We start from the raw sequence: 17,639 nt of genomic DNA, 5'->3' as shown, positions 1-17,639 counted from the left end.
GCCGTCATGCAGCAACGCACCTCCCCTCGCCCGATCAACTATTGGCTGTACCTGGGAATTCCCCTGGCGACTGCGCTGGCCTTGATCCTGCTGGAGCTGACTTCAGTCGACATGGATGTCGCCAACCTGTTCTTCGACCCCGCTGCCGGGCAGTTCATTGGCCGCCACAGTTACCTGCTGGAAAACATCCTGCATGACCGGGTCAAGCAAGTGGTGATCCTGTTGGGGGTGATATCGCTGCTGACCTTTGCCGCGAGCTTTTTCTGGAAGCGCCTGTTTGGCTGGCGCCGTGAACTGGGCTGCCTGGCGCTGGCACTGGGCTTGTCCACGGCGTTTGTCACACCGCTGAAAAAAGTCACCCAGGTGCAGTGCCCTTGGAGCCTGACCCAGTTTGGCGGCACCGAAACCTACAGCAAGCTGCTGGAACCACGGCCGCCTACCGACAAGCCTGGCCTGTGCTGGCCGGGCGGGCATGCAGCGACCGGTTTCTGCCTGTTCGCCTTGTTCTTCATGCTGCGTGATCGCAAGCCGCGCCTGGCGCGGGTGGCGTTTGCAGTGGCCTTGATAGCAGGGTCGGTACTGTCGGTGGGCAGGATGATGCAGGGGGCGCACTTCCTGTCGCACAATATGTGGACGGCAGTGTTCTGCTGGTTGATCGGATTGGGGTCGTATTACCTGGTTCTCTATCGGCGGGGGCTGGCCGAGGTACCCGTCGCCGAGCGCAGCGCCGCATGAAAGAGGGGCCGCTTTGCGGCCCTTCGCACTTCAAGGCGACCCTCAGGCATGCTCGACGAACACATCAGCAAACACCTGCCCCCGCGGTACCCCTGCCATGAACATCCGCCGGGCAAACCGCTCGACACTCGCCGGTGCCCCACACAGCAGCGCCACCGTCTGGCGCGACAACAGCCGCATCCCGGCCAACGCTTCATCCACATGCTCCACCAGCACCAGCTCGACACTCACCCCGGGCAGCTTCAGCAGCTTCTCCGCCAGATAGTGCCCAGCCGGATCCCGCGCCACATGCACCACCCGGATTTCGCCCCGATGCCCGCGGCGCAACGCTTCGCGCAAGATACCCCAGAGCGGCGCCAGCCCGGTTCCCGCAGCCAGCAACCACAGCGGCCGCTCCTGCCAATCAGGGTCGTAATGAAGGGCTCCGCCTCTGAACTCCCCCAAACGCATCTGATCGCCGACCTGCAGACCACGCGCCTTGTCGCAAAAGGCACCAGGCCGCTGGCAATCGATATGAAACTCGAGAAAATCATCCTCACCCGGCAGGCTGGCCAAGGAATAAGGCCGAGCAACCGCGCCTAGCCACAGCACCACGTGCTGCCCTGCCTGGTAACGCACCACCCGATCGGGGCGCAACCGCAGGCGCAATACATCGCCAAACCAGTCCAACGCACAGACCTGTGCCGGTACACCACCCAGCAAGGGGTCGTATAGCGCCACACGCAGGTCCTCGACCACCCGGCACTGGCAAGCCAGGCGCCAGCCCTGGGCGTGTTTCTCCAATGCCAATGCCTCGGGCAATGCGTCTGCCGGTTGCCCGTCCAGGCAGTGCACCAGGCAGGCGTGGCAACTGCCGGCGCGGCAACTGTAAGGCACATTAAGCCCCGCCTCGTTGAGGGCATCGAGCAGGTTGCTGCCAATGGGCACAGTCCAACGGCGCAAGCCCACATAGATTATGGGCATGATTACAGTTTCTCCAAAACAAGGAACCTGACGGCGGGTTTCATGGCGAATGTACCACAGCGACGGCAGAATTATTTTTTACAATCAACGAATTGAGTGTCAACTGACAAATTTGACAGTTTAACCTTGATGGTTAACACATCACGCTGGGATCTCCTCAAGCGTGGAGGTACCCATCATGAAATTCACATCTATAAAGTCAGAACTATTAGACCCTAGCTACGGCGAACAAGGCATTGTTCATCCAGACCCGGACGTGGTGGCAATAAACGCCTCAATAGTCTCAGTCAAACATGATAAATGCGCCTGTGCGTGGGGGAGACCCGTATTGGCGAGGCGATGGGTTATGCGCTCATGCGCATAGACCACAACGGGAAACTGGATACTACGTTTGGCAAAGGCGGCTTGGCTACCGGAACCTTCAAAGAGGGCTTCAACTCTACAGCCGGAGGCATTCATCTGCACGGCGAGCACATCATCATCACAGGCCTCTACCACGACCCATCGACCAACTTGCATTTTCCGGCGCTGGCTCGTTTCACTGCGAACGGGCAGTTGGACACCCGATTCGGCAGCCATGGACACAAAGTCATCGAACTGCCCCCGGCACCTCCGAAGTCCTCAACAAATCCGACAACGAAGCCGGCAGCGGCACCGACCCTCACCAGCATATCCAGCGCAGACGGAGTTTTTGTCACCTACCAGTACCCCTGGTCACTCAGCGTGCTGATGAAGTTCAACTTCGACGGAGATTACGACACCAGCTTCAATAAGGTTGGATATAAATTCCTGACCCCTCCTCTATGTTCCGAAAGCTCCGGGAGAGTCTGCTTGATCACAGGCAGAAAAATCTATGTCTGCGGCTTCACTACAATCAATGGCGACAGTGGCCCCTACATACTCTGCTTGAAAGACACGGGGTTGGAAGATGGAGAGTTTTGTGCGAATGGGTATTTACTATCGGAGCTCGCGAGCGGCTTGTATTTCCATGATCTGGATACGCTGAATGATGAAGGCAGTATCGTTTGCATCGCCTCGGAGGGCCTGCAAAAAGGCTACCTGACGGCCTTTACGCGCAGCGGCTCGAAAATCCCCGGCTTCGGTGGCGCCACCGATTTTGGTGGTGAGGGCGGGCAGTGGACAAGCGGATACGTCAACCGTTCCTTGGAGAAAATTATCACCACCGGTTCCACGTTAGGCGGTGAAGAAGCTGATGTCGTCGTCGGGCGCTTCAACCTTGACGGAACTCCTGACACAGCATTTGGTGAAAACCGCGGCTGGGGACGCATTGCATTGGGTGACAGCGTCGAAGTTGCCTGGAGTTCCAGCGCCGAAGTGAATGGCAAAACCATCATCTGCGGAATCGATTTCGAGTCCGGTCGTGCCCGCTTGGGCTTTTTACTCCGTTGCAACACGGACAGTTGACCCCATCACCTCTGCTACGTTGTAGTGATCAAAGGCCGAGTTCACCTTAACCCGTGCACGAGCTCGGCCTGTACCCTCCATATTCTTCAGTCGGCTCACCCCCTATCACCACTCAGCCTCTTGGATACCTGTCGCCTGCGACGTCACGCTTGGCAGAAAAACCATGCCTGCCCGTTACCGACCATGGTCCAGACCGGCCGCAGGTGTGCCGGGCACGGATGCGCGCTATACTGCCGCGCCTTTTTCCGTCGGCCTGACCTGCCGGCGCCTTGCAAGGCGCTTCGACGTGCTGGTCGGCTATGTCGAGCGTCTTTTTGAATGTTCCCGTCTTTAAGAGGAGCGCGCTGCATGACCGTGATCAAGCAAGACGACCTGATTCAGAGCGTCGCCGACGCCCTGCAATTCATCTCGTACTACCACCCCGTCGATTTCATCCAGGCCATGCACGAGGCCTATCTGCGTGAGGAATCGCCTGCTGCACGCGATTCCATCGCCCAGATCCTGATCAACTCGCGCATGTGCGCCACCGGCCATCGTCCAATCTGCCAGGACACCGGTATCGTCACCGTGTTCATCCGCGTGGGCATGGACGTGCGCTGGGACGGCGCCACCATGAGCGTCGACGACATGATCAACGAAGGTGTGCGTCGCGCCTACAACCTGCCTGAAAACGTCCTGCGCGCTTCGATCCTGGCCGACCCGGCCGGTGCCCGCAAGAACACCAAGGACAACACCCCGGCAGTGATCCACTACTCCATCGTCCCCGGCGACAAGGTGGAAGTCGATGTCGCAGCCAAGGGCGGCGGCTCGGAAAACAAGTCGAAGATGGCCATGCTCAACCCGTCCGACTCGATCGTCGACTGGGTACTGAAAACCGTGCCGACCATGGGTGCTGGCTGGTGCCCGCCTGGCATGCTCGGCATCGGCATCGGCGGTACCGCCGAGAAGGCCGCGGTCATGGCCAAGGAAGTGTTGATGGAGTCCATCGACATTCACGAACTGAAAGCCCGTGGCCCACAGAACCGCCTGGAAGAAATCCGCCTGGAGCTGTTCGACAAGGTCAACCAGCTGGGCATCGGCGCCCAGGGCCTGGGTGGCCTGACCACCGTGCTCGACGTCAAGATCATGGATTACCCGACCCACGCGGCGTCCTTGCCGGTGTGCATGATCCCCAACTGCGCCGCTACCCGCCACGCCCACTTCGTGCTTGATGGCACCGGCCCGGCAGAACTGGAAGCGCCGTCGCTGGACGCCTACCCGGAAATCGTCTGGGAAGCCGGCCCAAGCGCCCGTCGCGTCAACCTCGACGACATTACTCCGGAAGAAGTGGCCAGCTGGAAGCCGGGCGAAACCATCCTGCTCAACGGCAAGATGCTGACCGGCCGCGATGCCGCGCACAAGCGCATGGTTGAAATGCTCAACCGTGGTGAAGAGCTGCCGGTAGACCTGAAAGGCCGCTTCATCTACTACGTCGGCCCGGTCGACCCGGTGGGTGATGAAGTGGTAGGCCCAGCCGGCCCGACCACTGCTACCCGTATGGACAAGTTCACCCGCCAGATCCTTGAGCAGACTGGCCTGCTGGGCATGATCGGCAAGTCCGAGCGTGGCCCGACCGCCATCGAGGCGATCAAGGACAACAAGGCCGTGTACCTGATGGCTGTTGGCGGCGCTGCCTACCTGGTCGCCCAGGCCATCCGCAAGTCGAAGGTACTGGCCTTCGCCGAGCTGGGCATGGAAGCGATCTACGAGTTCGAGGTCAAGGACATGCCGGTGACCGTCGCTGTGGACAGCAACGGCGAGTCGGTACACATCACTGGCCCTGCCCTGTGGCAGAGCAAGATTGCCGAAAGCCTGGCCGTCGAAGTGAAGTAACCTGATGTAACTGCGGCGGCGGCTTCGCGGGCAGGCCCGCTCCCATACGTACAGCGCAAGCCAGAAGGCTACGCGTTACCTGTGGGGCGGCCTTGCCCGCGAAGAGGCCGCACTGTCATCACAGGACTCTCTCGAACTGCTCCGGCCAGTCCCGCCAGGTAAACACCTGCCCTTCCCGCCTCACCCGCCGCACTTCCTGCAGATCTACCTCGCACACCAGCCACTGGCTGCAGTCCGGGTTCAACTGCTCACTCAACGCCACCACCCCATCCCCCGGCATCCCGTGATCCGGCGGTACGAACAAGCCTGCCCGGCCGATATTCTCGTCCAATGCCGGCGACCAGGGCGCCACCCCCACCGTAGGGCTCTGCAACACGGCAATCTGGTTCTCCAGGGCGCGCGCCTGGGCGCCAATACGCACCCGATGGTAACCGGCCTCGGTATCGGTACAACTCGGCGCCAGGATCAGGTCGGCACCACACTCGGCCAAGCGGCGGGCCAGCATCGGGAACTCGTTGTCGTAGCAGATCAGAATGCCCAAGCGCCCCAGTTCGGTTTCGAACACCTGCAGCCCCTGGCCTGCAGCGATGTCCCACTGCTCGCGCTCGAAGCGGGTCATCATCAGTTTGTCCTGATAACCCAGCACACCTTGGGGGCCGAACAGCCAGGCACGGTTGCGGTAGCGCCCATCGTTGTCCAGCACCGGCACACTGCCCGGTTGCAAGTAGATCCCCCAGCGTCGGGCAAGGCTCTCGCACAACGCTTTCCAGGGTTCGATCAGCGGCTGGATGCCGGCAATCGAAGCCTTCAGGTCTTCCCGCTGCCCGGCACTCAGCTGGCCGCTCAGCACCAGCCCGGCGTACTCCGGCAGTAGCAGCAAGCGTGCCCCCGCCTCCACCGCTTCGGCGCACAGGCCTTGCAGGTGGTCGGCGTAGGCGTCCCAGGTTTCGTGCAGCTCGATAGCGTACTGGCAGGCTGCCAGGCGGATCATATCGGCAGTGCCTTGAGCCAGAACGACATCAGCTTGTCGGAGCTTTCCTGCTCGTCCAGGTCGCGCCAGGCGTAGGTGGTACGCAGCGATGGGTCGTGCAGGAAGCCGCGGTTGCGCCAGAAGCCGTGCAGGGGTTTGTATTCGGCTGGCCGGCGCGGGTGCGCACCGGGTCGCTCGACCGCGCAGAACGCGCAGTAATCGAACTCGGCCAGTTTGTGTGCGTAGGACTCGCGCTCGATGAAGAAGCGAACCCCCAGGCCCTGACCGCGGTATGCCGGCAACACCAGCGACTCCCCGAAGTAGTACACACTGGCCGGGTCGCGCCCCTGGGCCAGGAATGGCTGCTGGAATTCGGGCGCGACATCCACCAACGGCAGGCCGGTAGAGGCGCCGACCACCTTGCCGTCGTCCAGCGCCAGCACAACCAGGCTGCGCCCGGAGCGGGCATAGTTGGCCAGGTAGTCGGCCTCGTACTCCGGGGTGCCGTCGTACAGGTAGGGGAACTCGCGGAACACAGTAAGGCGCAGGCGAGCGAGGTCATCGATGTAAGGCGCGATAGCGGCACCGTGCAACAGGCGTATTTCCATGTTTGGCGGTCGTTTTGTCGATGTGGATGACGCGCTCGGCTAAGCCGGGCTTGAGGGGAAACCCTATCATCCGAGGTAACGACCCGCCTTTTCCCTACACGACAGGAAATGTTCCATGACCGCAACCGAACTGGTAAATGCTTACTACGCCGCCTTCAACGCGGGTGACATGCCGGGCTTTCTGGCGCTGCTCAGCGAAGACGTGATCCACGACATCAACCAGGGCGAGCGTCAGATGGGCAAGGCCAGGTTCGCCGCGTTCATGGACAAGATGAACCGCTGCTACCGCGAGCGCCTGGCCGACATCGTGGTGATGCAGAACGCCGATGGCAGCCGCGCGGCGGCGGAGTTCACCGTGCATGGCCAATACCTGGCCGATGACGAAGGGTTGCCGACAGCAAACGGCCAAACCTATGTGCTGCCGGCGGGGGCGTTCTTCTATATTCACTGTGGCAAGATTGCCCGGGTGACCAACTACTACAACCTCAATGACTGGGTTGAGCAGGTTGCCTGAAGCAACCCGCTGCCAATTCAATCAAGCCTGTCAGACAATGCGCGTGCCCAGCACTTGAAGGAACGCCGCCAGCCAGGCCGGGTGCGCGGGCCATGCCGGTGCGGTCACCAGGTTGCCATCCACATGCGCCTGGTCCACCGCGATGTCGATGAACGTGCCACCCGCCAGGCGCACTTCTGGCGCACATGCCGGGTACGCGCTGCACTCACGCCCCTCCAGCACCCCTGCCGCCGCCAGCAACTGGGCCCCATGGCACACCGCCGCAATCGGCTTGCCGGCCTGGTCGAACGCCCGCACCAGGTCCAACACCTTTTCATTCAGGCGCAGGTACTCCGGCGCGCGGCCACCTGGGATCAGCAGCGCGTCATAACTCTCGGGCCGCACCCGCACGAAATCATAATTCAGGGCAAAATTGTGCCCTGGCTTTTCGCTGTAGGTCTGTTCACCCTCAAAGTCATGAATCGCGGTACGCACGGTCTGCCCCGCCAGCTTTTCCGGGCACACCGCATGCACCGTGTGGCCCACCATGCTCAAGGCCTGGAACGGCACCATCGCTTCGTAATCTTCGACGTAGTCGCCCACCAGCATGAGAATTTTCTTCGCCGTCATCTCGCCCACTCCTTCGGTTAACTGTGAATAGTCACTGCACGATAGCCGCTGTCAGTCACGGCGGTCGAGGAAGTTGACCACCAACCGATCAAGCCAGCCCCAGATCCGTTGCTTCACCCTGCGCCACAAAGGGCGCGCATGCCAGTGGGCGAGGTCGACTTCTTCGCTCTGGGCGAAGTCGCGCTCGAAGCTGGCCACCACCGCCGCTGTCAACGGCGGGTCCAGCGCTTCGATGTTGGCTTCAAGGTTGAAGCGCAAGTTCCAGTGGTCGAAGTTGCACGAACCGACGCTGACCCAGTCGTCTACCACAGCCATCTTCAGGTGCAGGAAGCACGGCTGGTACTCGAAAATCCGCACGCCCGCACGCAACAGACGCGGGTAGTACCGATGCCCGGCGTAGCGTACCGAGGGGTGATCGGTGCGCGGACCGGTCAACAACAGACGCACGTCGAGCCCCTTGCTGGCGGCCCGACGCAATGAACGGCGCACGCTCCAGGTCGGCAAGAAGTACGGCGTGGCCAGCCACACCCGTTTCTTGCCGCTGTTCAGCGCCCGTACCAGCGCGTGAAGGATGTCCTGGTGCTGGCGGGCGTCGGCATAAGCGACCCGGCCCATGCCCTGCCCCTGCGCAGGCACCTTGGGCAGACGCGGCAGACCAAAGCCTTCAGCAGGGCGCCAGGCGGTGCGGCGGTTGTTGGCTTGCCACTGACGGTCAAACAGCAACTGCCAGTCGCTCACCACCGGCCCCTGCATCTGCACCATCACTTCGTGCCATTCGCTGGTCGCCTCACCGGGCGTCCAGAACTCGTCGGTAACGCCCGTCCCCCCCACCACGGCCCAACGTTCGTCAACCAGCAGCAATTTGCGATGATCACGGTAGAGATTACGCAGGCCACGCTTCCAGCGCAGGCGGTTATACCAGCGCAAGTACACGCCAGCGTCCAGCAGGCGCTGACGCAACGCGCTGTTGAAGGCCAATGAACCGTAGTCATCAAACAGGCACCGCACCCGTACGCCACGCCGGGCAGCCTGCTCCAGCGCGTCGACCACTGCATCGGCACAGGCACCGGCCTCGACCAGGTACAGCTCCAGGTCAACCTGGAACTCGGCACGCATGATCGCCTGGAGCATGCGCGGAAAAAACACAGGGCCGTCGATAAGCAGTTCGAACTGATTGCCATCACGCCAGGGGAAGACCGGCCCCGCCATGTCAGCGCGCAGTGAAGATCAGCACCGCGCTAACCGGTACCGACGGGTTGATGGACTTCAACCTGGCGAACTTGCGCAGGCTTTCCAGCCCCGGCAGCAAGCCAAAATCTTCGGCGCGCAGCACCAGAGGCTCAAGGGTCACCACCTGGAAGCGCCGCGCATCCAGGCGGGTAGCCAGCAACAGAACATTGTAACTGTGCGACTGGCCATGCAGGGTGACCGTCAGCGGCAGGCGCAATTCGATCTGTGCACCGTCGGCCAGGTCATTGATCGGCTGCAGGTCAATCTGCGCCTTCACGGTGGCCTCGGCGAAGCGCTCGACCTCGAACAGGTTGTCGCGCATTTGCTCGTCACGCAGCGGAATACCACTGCTCACCGAGTCCATCTCGATCCTCAACCCGGCCATACCCTTGCGATCGACCGTGCCATGCAACACCAGAAAGCGATGCACTTCGGCGGTGTCGCCGTTCTTGCCGGTGATGAATGACAGCCGTGAGGATTCGCCATCCAGGTGCCAATTGGCATGAGCGGGCAGGCACAAAGCCAGCAATAAGGCAGGCAGCAGACGGGGCAACTTGAACATGACAGATCTCGTGAAACCAGGCCGCCAACCTTACCCGCCTGCATTCATGGCAGCAAGCGGCAGCCCTCACGCGCGCCTTGCCAGGCCGCCTGGCTGCGCCGCCCCAGGCCTTCAGCGGTGACTCGCCGCTGCTGGCTGTTTTCCTCCAGCAGGCTCAGTGGCAGCCACTGCTTCACGTACCCTTGGCAGTACACCTTGTCGAAGCCCATGACAAAGCGGCAGGAACAGTATTCCTTGGCCGAGTAGGCCGAGAGTATGCCGGGGAAGTCCGCCAGCGCCTGCCGTTCCTGCCAGGCCCAGTACAGGAGCCCTGCCAGCGCCAGCAGCACTAACCGCTTCATGCCCCCTCCCCGGCCAGTACCGCCAGCACCCGCTTGAGCAATTCGTCGTGTCGATAGCTGCCGTCGCGGTCATCGGCGTAGCGCACGATCACCAGCTTTTGCTCAGGCAGCACATATAACGCCTGCCCCCAGTGGCCAAGGGCGGCGAAGGTGTCTGCCGGTGCACTGGGCCAAGGCCGCTCGGCGCCAGCCAGCGACTGGTTGAGCCACCAATGGCCACCAGGGACGGCCTCACCAGGCAGCGCTTGGGCCTGGGCAAACGGGGTGCGGTTGAAGGCGACCCAGGCCTTGGGCAGCAATTGTCGGCCCTGCCAGCGCCCGTCGCGCTGCATCAGCAGGCCAATACGGGCCAAATCACGGGCACTGAGGTAGAGATAGGAAGAGCCTACGTAGGTGCCTGCCCGGTCACGCTCCCACGCCGCACTGCCGATACCCAACGGGGTGAACAGTGCGTGCCAGGGGTAGTCGGGGTACTGCCCGGCATCGAGCATGCCGCGCAGCGCGGCGGCCAGCAGGTTGCTGTCGCCGCTGGAGTAGAGGAATCGCTGACCGGGGCTGGCGGCAACACCCTGCGCCGCCGCGTAGGCAGCCATGTCTGCGCGGCCACGGGTATACAGCATGGCCACCACCGAGGACTTCAGCGGCGCGTATTCATAGTCTTCCTGCCACTCGAGGCCACTGGCCCAGTGCAGCAGGTCGGCCACGCGCACGCCGGGGTGGGCGCGCATGGGTGGATAGAAGCGGCTGACCGGGTCTTGCAGCTGGAAGCGGCCTTCGCCCTGGGCCACGCCCATTATCGTGGCCAGTACGCTCTTGCTTACCGACCAGGTCAGGTGCGCGGTGGCGGCACGGGTGGGCGCGGTGTAGCGCTCGTGGAGGATACGCCCGTCGCGGATGATCAGCAGAGCGTCCGTGCGGATGCCGCTGCGCTCCGAGGGGGAGCGTGCAGGAAAGGCGTAAGCGTCGACGGCCTGCCAGTCGAGGGTGGCGGGGTCGTTCTGCCACTGCGGGTCAGGCCAGTCCTCCGCCTTGGCGCTACCTGCAACCAGCGCAAGGATGACCAACAGTACCTTCATCGTGCTCGCCTTGATGGGGGCTACTTTGCAGCCCTTCGCGGGCAAGCCCGCGCTCACAGTCGCAGGAGCGGATGCCCCCGCGAACAGGCCAACATCATCAATACAGAATCAGCGCCGAACCGGCCGCTTCTGCAGCTTGCGCTGCAACGTCCGTCGGTGCATGCCCAACGCCCGCGCGGTGGCCGAGATATTACCTTCATGCTCGTTCAGCACGCGCTGGATATGTTCCCACTGCAGGCGATCGACCGACATCGGGTTTTCCGGCACCAGGGTATCCAGGTCGGTGTGCTCCGACAGCAGTGCTGCCAACACATCATCAGCGTCAGCCGGCTTGCACAGGTAGTTGCAGGCACCGCGCTTGACCGCCTCCACTGCGGTGGCAATGCTCGAGTACCCGGTCAGGATCACCACGCGCATTTCTGGGTCCAGTTCCAGCAGCTTGGGCAGCAGCACCAAGCCGGAGTCGCCATCCATCTTCAGGTCCAGCGTGGCGTAGTCCGGCAGGTCCTGCTGGGCCAGAATCAAGCCTTCTTCGGCAGAACTGGCAGTGCTCACACGGAAACCGCGACGGCTCATGGCCCGGGCCATGACCCGGGTGAAGGTGGCATCGTCATCCACCAGCAGCAGGTGCGGCAGCTCTTCGCTTTCGACCTGGTTTTCTTCGCTCATCATTCATCTCCTCGCTTGCCATAGGGCAGGCGCAGTTCGGTCAGGGTGCCACCCTGTTCATGACTATAGAGTTTCACCGAGCCGCCCGCACGGGTCACGCTGGCCTTGCTCAAGAACAGGCCCAGGCCGAAGCCTTTGCCCTTGGTGGTAATAAAAGGTTTGCCAATGGCTTCGGCAATGGCTGGCGGTACACCAGGACCATGGTCGCGGATACTGATGACGATGTCCTGGGCGTCCCAGTCCAGGCGAACCTCCAGATCATCAGGGCAGGCATCGGCGGCATTGTTCAACAGATTCAGTAACGCCTGGGTCAGGTCTGGCGGCGGCGCCAGACGCGGCACCTTGCCGTCGCGCAGGCGCTGGAAGCGGTAGCTGGCTTCCGGGCGCATCAGGTGCCAGCGGTTGAGCGCCTCGTCCAGCCAGGCAGTCACATCCTGCTCCACGATGGCCAGGCGCCGGTTGGCTTCGGCTGCGCGCACCAGCTGTTGCAAAGTCTCTTTGCACAGCTTTACCTGGTCCTGGAGGATCTGCAGGTCCTCCTGCAACAGCGGGTCGGTGTGGTCCTGGCGCATTTCGTTGATCAGCACGCTCATGGTCGCCAGCGGCGTACCCAGTTCATGGGCGGCACCGGCGGCCTGGGTAGCCACAGCCAGCAGTTGCTCGTCGCGCAGGCTTTCTTCACGCCGCTCTGAACGCAGCTGCTCCTGGCGGCGCAGCTCTTCGGCCATGCGCGCGGCAAAGAAGGTGATCACAGCCGCCGCCAGGGCAATGCTCAGCCACATGCCGTAGACCTGCATCTTGTCCCGCGCCATCGGCAGCCCTTCGAGCGGGTAGAACTGCACCAGCAGCAAGCTGTAGGCCGTCAGCGCAATGCCCGACAGGATCAGCGAATACAGCCACGGCAAGGTCACCGCGGCAATCGCCAGCGGCACCAGGTAATACGACACGAACGGGTTGGTCGAGCCGCCGGAGTAATACAGCAAGGCACTGTGGATCAGCAGGTCACAGGCCAGCTGCAGGGCGTACTCCATTTCGGTGACGGGCAGCGACAGCCGCAGGCGCAGGGCCGTGAAGGCACACAGCAACGAAGACAAGGCCAAGGTGCCGGCCAGTGACAGCCAGGGCAACGGCAGCAGTTCGGTCCAGTAGGCAACGCCCACCGAGCCGGCCTGGGCAGCCAGGACCAGGACCCGAATGACGGTCAGGCGCCAGAGGTTCTGGCGGGTAGCGGACAACGGTTGTACGGCGGCGAGCATGAGCTCTCCTGATGAGTGCTCCAGAAAAATCGGCTGGAGTATACCGAAGCCGGGCGCCTCGCTGCAGCGATGCGGCAAAGCGCCACACTTTGTCACAGGTTCATGATGGCACTTTTGAACCCACTACACTGTTGCCGGTCTTATGGGCCATGCGTGGAATGGATGACCAGCCCCCACGCCTTTAAATGCCAAGGAGTACCACATGCAAATCCCACGTCGCGGCGCTGCCCTGATCATGTCTTGCGGCCTGCTCGCCAGCCTGCCGGCACTGGCCGCCGATGAACCGCGCTTCAACCAGGTATCGCTGCGTGCCGAAGTCAGCAAGGAAGTGGCGCGCGACCTGATGGTCGTGACCCTGTACAGCGAAGCGCAGAACAGCGACCCGGGCAAGCTCGCCAAGCAGATTACCGAAACCATGAACAAGGCCGTGCAGCAGTCACGCCAGGTCAAGGACGTGAAGATCAGCCAAGGCAGCCGCAACAGCTACCCGGTGTATGACAGCAAGGGCCAGAAAATTACCGGCTGGCGCGAACGCGCCGAACTGCGCCTTGAAAGCGCCAACTTCCCGGCCTTGTCCCAGCTTACCGCCGATTTGTTGCAAGAGCTGAAAATGGCTGGCATGGACTTCTCCATCGCCCCGGCCACGCGCAAGGCCAGCGAGGATGCTCTGCTCAAGGATGCGGTCGATGCCTTCAAGGCACGCGCGCAACTGGCGACTGAAGCGCTGGGTGGCAAAGGCTACAAAGTGGTGAGCCTGAACCTCAACAGCAGCGGCTACCCGCGCCCGTACTTGCGTAGCGCGCCGATGGCAATGAAGGCCATGGGGGCTGATGAAGCGGCACCGGCGCCAGATATCGAGGCGGGCACCAGTGAAGTGAGCATGAATGCCGATGGCCTGATCGAAGTGCAGATGCCATAAGGCGTCCACGCATCATCTGTGGGAGCCCGCGAGCAAGACACGGCGGTGGATGGCACGGGCTTCGCCCGTGTTCGCGGGTAAACCCGCTCCTACAGGTGAACGCGCCATTTTCACGATTTTCAGACCTTTCTTACGCACCATCAAGGTGCGTCCTACGTTTACCCTTGCCTAGAAACATCGCGCAAAACGCCATCATTTTGCCTACGCAAACGTTTAACTTCGCCAAAAGTTATACCGATGCGACATCCATGTACGGTCGTACCACTTTTCTGACGCCAACTATCCTTGTACCTGTTGCATTGGGAACACCCCCTGCATAAGTATCCGCAGGTCGGCTCACGAGGCCACCTCATCCAAAAAATGACAACAATGAGGCCACCATGCTCAAACACGCAGTCATTCCGTTCCTGCTGGGTGCAGGCTTGCTCAGCGGCGCACCGTCGGCCGTTGCCGCATCCAACCTGGTGTTCTGCTCCGAAGGCAGCCCAGCCGGCTTCGATCCGGGGCAGTACACCACCGGGACCGACTTCGACGCCTCGGCAGAGACCGTGTTCAACCGTCTGACCCAGTTCGAGCGCGGCGGCACTGCGGTCATCCCGGGCCTGGCGACCAAATGGGAAGTGTCCGACGACGGCAAGACCTACACCTTCCACCTGCGTGAAGGGGTCAAGTTCCACACCACCGACTACTTCAAGCCCAGTCGCCCGTTCAACGCCGACGACGTGCTGTTCACCTTCAACCGCATGCTCGACAAGGACAACCCGTTCCGCAAGGCGTACCCCACCGAGTTTCCATACTTCACCGACATGGGCATGGACAAGAACATTGCCAAGGTGGAGAAGCTTGACGAGCACACGGTTAAGTTCACCCTCAACGAGGTGGACGCCGCGTTCATCCAGAACCTGGCCATGAGCTTTGCCTCGATCCAGTCCGCCGAATACGCCGACCAGTTGCTCAAGAATGGCAAGGCCGCCGACATCAACCAGAAGCCGATCGGCACCGGCCCGTTCGTGTTCAGCAAGTACCAGAAGGACGCGCAGATCCGCTTCAAGGGCAACAAGGACTACTGGAAGCCCGAGGACGTGAAGATCGACAACCTGATCTTTGCCATCACCACCGACGCCTCGGTGCGCATGCAGAAGCTTAAAAAGAACGAGTGCCAGGTCACCCTGTTCCCACGCCCGGCCGACATCGAGCCGCTAAAAGCCGACAAGAACCTGCAAATGCCGCAGCAGGCCGGTTTCAACCTCGGCTATATCGCCTACAACGTGATGGACAAGATCAAGGGCAGCAACGAGGCCAACCCCATGGCCCAGCTGAAAGTCCGACAGGCGCTGGACATGGCCGTGGACAAGAAAAAGATCATCGAGTCGGTGTACCAGGGCGCCGGCCAGCTGGCGGTCAACGCCATGCCGCCCACACAGTGGTCTTATGACGACAGCATCAAGGACGCCGCCTTCGACCCCGAGAAAGCCAAGCAACTGCTCAAGGAAGCCGGCATCAAGGAAGGCACCGAAATCACCCTGTGGGCCATGCCCGTGCAACGCCCGTACAACCCCAATGCCAAACTAATGGCTGAAATGCTCCAGTCCGACTGGGCCAAGATCGGTATCAAGGCGAAGATCGTCAGTTATGAATGGGGCGAGTACATCAAGCGCTCCAAAGGTGGCGAACAGGGTGCCATGCTGATTGGCTGGAGCGGTGACAATGGTGACCCGGACAACTGGCTGGGTACCCTCTACGGTTGCGATGCCATCGACGGCAACAACTTCTCCAAGTGGTGCTACAAGCCCTACGACGACCTGATCAAGCAGGCCAAGGCCACGTCCGACCAGGCCAAACGTACCGAGCTGTACCAAAAGGCGCAGCACATCCTCAAGGAGCAGGTACCGATCACCCCGATCGCCCACTCCACCGTCTACCAGCCCATGAGCGCCAAGGTGAAGGACTTCAAGATCAGCCCATTCGCGCTGAACGCCTTCTACGGCGTCAGCGTGGACAAATAGGCTGACCGTGGCACCCGCTGAGCGGCGGGTGCCCCTCCCTCCTTGCCACCCTTTCATGTCGTCCTGCGGCTATCCGCTGCGGGGTCGGCTAACTGTTGCCGCCATTCGCACCCCGAGGCGGCGCAAACAGATGAAAAAGGAACTGCCATGCGCCACGCCAAACGCCTTTCGACCCTGCTGGCCCTGGGCCTGATCAGCCAATCCCCGGCCCTTTTGGCCAACAATCTGGTGTTCTGCTCCGAGGGCAGCCCAGCTGGCTTCGACACCGCCCAGTACACCAGCGCCACCGACAACGACGCCGCCGAACCCATCTACAACCGCCTGGTCGAGTTCGAACGTGGCGGCACCGCCGTGCACCCGGCCCTGGCGACGCACTGGGAGGTGTCCGACGACGGCCTGCGCTACACCTTCCACCTGCGTGAAGGGGTCAAGTTCCACAGCAACAAGGCCTTCAGCCCGAGCCGCACGTTCAACGCCGACGATGTGCTGTTCACCTTCAACCGCATGCTCGACAAGGGGCATCGGTTCCGTCAGGCCTACCCTACCGAGTTTCCCTATTTCAACGGCATGGGCCTGGACAAGAACATCGCCCGCGTCGAGAAGACCGACCCATTGACCGTGGTGTTCACCCTGAACACCGTCGATGCCGCGTTCGTCCAGAACCTGGCCATGAGTTTCGCCTCCATCCTCTCCGCTGAATACGCCGAACAGCTACTGGCCAGTGGACGCCCCAGCGACATCAATCAGCAGCCTATCGGTACCGGGCCGTTCGTGTTCCAGCGCTACCAGAAGGATTCGCAGATCCGCTACAAGGGCAACAAGGACTATTGGGCAGCGAACGAGGTGAAGATCGACAACCTGGTGTTCTCGATCAATACCGACCCGTCGGTGCGCATCCAGAAGCTGCGCCGCAACGAATGCCAGGTCACCCTGCACCCACGCCCGGCCGACCTGCCGGCGCTCAAGGCCGACAGCACGCTGCAGGTGCTCCAGCAACCAGGCTTCAACCTCGGCTACATCGCCTACAACACCCAGCACCCGCCATTCGACCGCCTGGAAGTGCGCCAGGCAATGGACATGGCGGTCAACAAGAAAGCCATCCTCCAGGCGGTGTATCAGGACGCCGGCCAACGGGCGGTCAACGCCATGCCACCAACCCAGTGGTCCTATGACGACAGCATCAAGGACGCCCCGTACGCGCCCGAAAAGGCCAGACAGCTGCTCCAGCAGGCCGGTGTCAAACCTGGCACCGAGGTCACCCTGTGGGCCATGCCGGTGCAGCGCCCGTACAACCCCAATGCCAAGCTGATGGCCGAAATGCTCCAGGCCGACTGGAGCAAACTCGGTTTCAAGGTGCGCATCGTCAGCTACGAATGGGGCGAATACCTCAAGCGCATGAAAAACGGTGAGCACGACATCGCCCTGATCGGCTGGACCGGTGACAACGGCGACCCGGACAACTGGCTGGGCACCCTCTACAGCTGCGATGCCATCGGCAGCAACAACTACTCGCAGTGGTGCGACCCGCAGTACGACAGCCTGGTCAAGCAGGCCAAGCAAGTGACCGACCGTACGCAACGCACCGCCCTGTACCAGCAGGCCCAGCAGCGGCTAAAGCAGCAGGTACCGATTACGCCGGTGGCGCATTCCACCGTGAGCCAGCCGCTTAGCGTCAAGGTTTCCCAGTTCAAGGTCAGCCCGTTTGGGCGCAATGATTTTTCCGGTGTGAGTGTTGATTAAGCGTTAGCCAGTACCGGCCTCTTCGCGGGCAAGCCCGCTCCCACAGGATCTCGACAGGTTCGGACACTGCGCCCTACCTGTGGGAGCGAGCTTGCCCGCGACGAGGCCAGAACGGCCAACACAACGCCCCGATTCTGCCCGGCG

17 protein-coding genes are annotated in these 17,639 nt (G+C 61.9%); 7 read left to right on the top strand and 10 right to left on the bottom strand.

The window, feature by feature from the left end:
• The first annotated feature begins 6 nt into the window (after positions 1-6).
• Entirely contained in the window at positions 7-735 is a 729-nt protein-coding gene (locus LMH93_RS04850) for a phosphatase PAP2 family protein (RefSeq protein WP_019750537.1), read from the top strand.
• Between the two features lie 42 nt (positions 736-777).
• Here the strand turns inward: LMH93_RS04850 and LMH93_RS04845 are convergent, their stop codons facing one another.
• Positions 778-1,698: an iron-sulfur-binding ferredoxin reductase gene (locus LMH93_RS04845; RefSeq protein WP_003255227.1), complete on the bottom strand. Its 921-nt coding sequence runs from the start codon at positions 1,696-1,698 to the stop codon at positions 778-780.
• A gap of 312 nt (positions 1,699-2,010) precedes the next feature.
• On the opposite strand from LMH93_RS04845, the gene LMH93_RS04840 reads away from it, so the two are divergent.
• Together LMH93_RS04840 and LMH93_RS04835 are read left to right on the top strand one after the other, a co-directional pair.
• Positions 2,011-3,123, top strand: coding sequence for a hypothetical protein (locus LMH93_RS04840; RefSeq protein ID WP_230064874.1), 1,113 nt, complete (start codon positions 2,011-2,013; stop codon positions 3,121-3,123).
• Between the two features lie 348 nt (positions 3,124-3,471).
• On the top strand, positions 3,472-4,995 hold the full coding sequence (locus tag LMH93_RS04835; RefSeq protein ID WP_003255232.1) for a fumarate hydratase: 1,524 nt from the start codon (positions 3,472-3,474) through the stop codon (positions 4,993-4,995).
• Positions 4,996-5,113: 118 nt separating this feature from the next.
• Here LMH93_RS04835 and LMH93_RS04830 read toward each other — a convergent pair whose 3' ends face one another.
• Positions 5,114-5,986: a carbon-nitrogen hydrolase family protein gene (locus tag LMH93_RS04830; protein ID WP_003255234.1), complete on the bottom strand. Its 873-nt coding sequence runs from the start codon at positions 5,984-5,986 to the stop codon at positions 5,114-5,116.
• Positions 5,983-6,573, bottom strand: a complete 591-nt coding sequence (locus LMH93_RS04825; protein WP_003255235.1) for a GNAT family N-acetyltransferase — start codon at positions 6,571-6,573, stop codon at positions 5,983-5,985. The genes LMH93_RS04830 and LMH93_RS04825 overlap by 4 nt, the downstream gene beginning before the upstream one ends.
• A 115-nt stretch (positions 6,574-6,688) precedes the next feature.
• Here LMH93_RS04825 and LMH93_RS04820 point away from each other — a divergent pair, with 115 nt between their 5' ends.
• The gene (locus LMH93_RS04820) at positions 6,689-7,087 is read left to right on the top strand and encodes a nuclear transport factor 2 family protein (protein ID WP_003255237.1); all 399 of its coding nucleotides are present in this window, start codon (positions 6,689-6,691) and stop codon (positions 7,085-7,087) included.
• 30 nt (positions 7,088-7,117) lie between these two features.
• Here the strand turns inward: LMH93_RS04820 and LMH93_RS04815 are convergent, their stop codons facing one another.
• The 7 genes from LMH93_RS04815 to LMH93_RS04785 all read right to left on the bottom strand — a co-directional run bounded on the left by LMH93_RS04815 (position 7,118) and on the right by LMH93_RS04785 (position 12,830).
• Complete coding sequence (locus tag LMH93_RS04815; protein ID WP_003255238.1) at positions 7,118-7,696, bottom strand: DJ-1/PfpI family protein; 579 nt, start codon at positions 7,694-7,696, stop codon at positions 7,118-7,120.
• A 51-nt stretch (positions 7,697-7,747) separates the two neighbouring features.
• Positions 7,748-8,905 carry a phospholipase D-like domain-containing protein gene (locus LMH93_RS04810; RefSeq protein WP_003255240.1) on the bottom strand — a complete coding sequence of 386 codons (1,158 nt, stop codon included), beginning with the start codon at positions 8,903-8,905 and terminating at the stop codon, positions 7,748-7,750.
• A gap of 1 nt (position 8,906) precedes the next feature.
• Positions 8,907-9,488: a YceI family protein gene (locus tag LMH93_RS04805; RefSeq protein WP_003255241.1), complete on the bottom strand. Its 582-nt coding sequence runs from the start codon at positions 9,486-9,488 to the stop codon at positions 8,907-8,909.
• A gap of 44 nt (positions 9,489-9,532) precedes the next feature.
• The gene (locus LMH93_RS04800; RefSeq protein WP_003255242.1) at positions 9,533-9,829 is read right to left on the bottom strand and encodes a hypothetical protein; all 297 of its coding nucleotides are present in this window, start codon (positions 9,827-9,829) and stop codon (positions 9,533-9,535) included.
• On the bottom strand, positions 9,826-10,905 hold the full coding sequence (locus tag LMH93_RS04795; RefSeq protein ID WP_003255243.1) for a serine hydrolase domain-containing protein: 1,080 nt from the start codon (positions 10,903-10,905) through the stop codon (positions 9,826-9,828). The genes LMH93_RS04800 and LMH93_RS04795 overlap by 4 nt, the downstream gene beginning before the upstream one ends.
• A gap of 108 nt (positions 10,906-11,013) precedes the next feature.
• Positions 11,014-11,574, bottom strand: a complete 561-nt coding sequence (locus tag LMH93_RS04790; RefSeq protein WP_003255244.1) for a response regulator transcription factor — start codon at positions 11,572-11,574, stop codon at positions 11,014-11,016.
• Positions 11,574-12,830: an ATP-binding protein gene (locus LMH93_RS04785; RefSeq protein ID WP_003255246.1), complete on the bottom strand. Its 1,257-nt coding sequence runs from the start codon at positions 12,828-12,830 to the stop codon at positions 11,574-11,576. Before LMH93_RS04785 ends, LMH93_RS04790 begins: the two co-directional genes overlap by 1 nt.
• Before the next feature lie 202 nt (positions 12,831-13,032).
• Here LMH93_RS04785 and LMH93_RS04780 point away from each other — a divergent pair, with 202 nt between their 5' ends.
• The 3 genes from LMH93_RS04780 to LMH93_RS04770 all read left to right on the top strand — a co-directional run bounded on the left by LMH93_RS04780 (position 13,033) and on the right by LMH93_RS04770 (position 17,495).
• The gene (locus LMH93_RS04780; RefSeq protein WP_003255248.1) at positions 13,033-13,749 is read left to right on the top strand and encodes an SIMPL domain-containing protein; all 717 of its coding nucleotides are present in this window, start codon (positions 13,033-13,035) and stop codon (positions 13,747-13,749) included.
• Between the two features lie 380 nt (positions 13,750-14,129).
• Positions 14,130-15,755: an ABC transporter substrate-binding protein gene (locus LMH93_RS04775; RefSeq protein ID WP_003255250.1), complete on the top strand. Its 1,626-nt coding sequence runs from the start codon at positions 14,130-14,132 to the stop codon at positions 15,753-15,755.
• A gap of 147 nt (positions 15,756-15,902) precedes the next feature.
• Positions 15,903-17,495: an ABC transporter substrate-binding protein gene (locus tag LMH93_RS04770; RefSeq protein WP_054889102.1), complete on the top strand. Its 1,593-nt coding sequence runs from the start codon at positions 15,903-15,905 to the stop codon at positions 17,493-17,495.
• Positions 17,496-17,639 lie beyond the last annotated feature (144 nt).

Source organism: Pseudomonas sp. CIP-10 (assembly GCF_020911845.1).
GTDB classification, from domain to species: domain Bacteria; phylum Pseudomonadota; class Gammaproteobacteria; order Pseudomonadales; family Pseudomonadaceae; genus Aquipseudomonas; species Aquipseudomonas alloputida.
This window is presented reverse-complemented; position numbering and strand designations above follow the sequence as displayed.

Bases quoted from the DNA above. Each gene is read 5' to 3' on its own strand.
- LMH93_RS04780 (WP_003255248.1), top strand. From the start codon at position 13,033: ATGCAAATCCCACGTCGCGGCGCTGCCCTGATCATGTCTTGCGGCCTG.
- LMH93_RS04850 (WP_019750537.1), top strand. From the start codon at position 7: ATGCAGCAACGCACCTCCCCTCGCCCGATCAACTATTGGCTGTACCTG.
- LMH93_RS04795 (WP_003255243.1), bottom strand. From the start codon at position 10,905: ATGAAGGTACTGTTGGTCATCCTTGCGCTGGTTGCAGGTAGCGCCAAG.
- LMH93_RS04830 (WP_003255234.1), bottom strand. From the start codon at position 5,986: ATGATCCGCCTGGCAGCCTGCCAGTACGCTATCGAGCTGCACGAAACC.
- LMH93_RS04775 (WP_003255250.1), top strand. From the start codon at position 14,130: ATGCTCAAACACGCAGTCATTCCGTTCCTGCTGGGTGCAGGCTTGCTC.
- LMH93_RS04770 (WP_054889102.1), top strand. From the start codon at position 15,903: ATGCGCCACGCCAAACGCCTTTCGACCCTGCTGGCCCTGGGCCTGATC.
- LMH93_RS04835 (WP_003255232.1), top strand. From the start codon at position 3,472: ATGACCGTGATCAAGCAAGACGACCTGATTCAGAGCGTCGCCGACGCC.
- LMH93_RS04810 (WP_003255240.1), bottom strand. From the start codon at position 8,905: ATGGCGGGGCCGGTCTTCCCCTGGCGTGATGGCAATCAGTTCGAACTG.
- LMH93_RS04805 (WP_003255241.1), bottom strand. From the start codon at position 9,488: ATGTTCAAGTTGCCCCGTCTGCTGCCTGCCTTATTGCTGGCTTTGTGC.
- LMH93_RS04825 (WP_003255235.1), bottom strand. From the start codon at position 6,573: ATGGAAATACGCCTGTTGCACGGTGCCGCTATCGCGCCTTACATCGAT.
- LMH93_RS04800 (WP_003255242.1), bottom strand. From the start codon at position 9,829: ATGAAGCGGTTAGTGCTGCTGGCGCTGGCAGGGCTCCTGTACTGGGCC.
- LMH93_RS04845 (WP_003255227.1), bottom strand. From the start codon at position 1,698: ATGCCCATAATCTATGTGGGCTTGCGCCGTTGGACTGTGCCCATTGGC.
- LMH93_RS04820 (WP_003255237.1), top strand. From the start codon at position 6,689: ATGACCGCAACCGAACTGGTAAATGCTTACTACGCCGCCTTCAACGCG.
- LMH93_RS04815 (WP_003255238.1), bottom strand. From the start codon at position 7,696: ATGACGGCGAAGAAAATTCTCATGCTGGTGGGCGACTACGTCGAAGAT.
- LMH93_RS04790 (WP_003255244.1), bottom strand. From the start codon at position 11,574: ATGAGCGAAGAAAACCAGGTCGAAAGCGAAGAGCTGCCGCACCTGCTG.
- LMH93_RS04785 (WP_003255246.1), bottom strand. From the start codon at position 12,830: ATGCTCGCCGCCGTACAACCGTTGTCCGCTACCCGCCAGAACCTCTGG.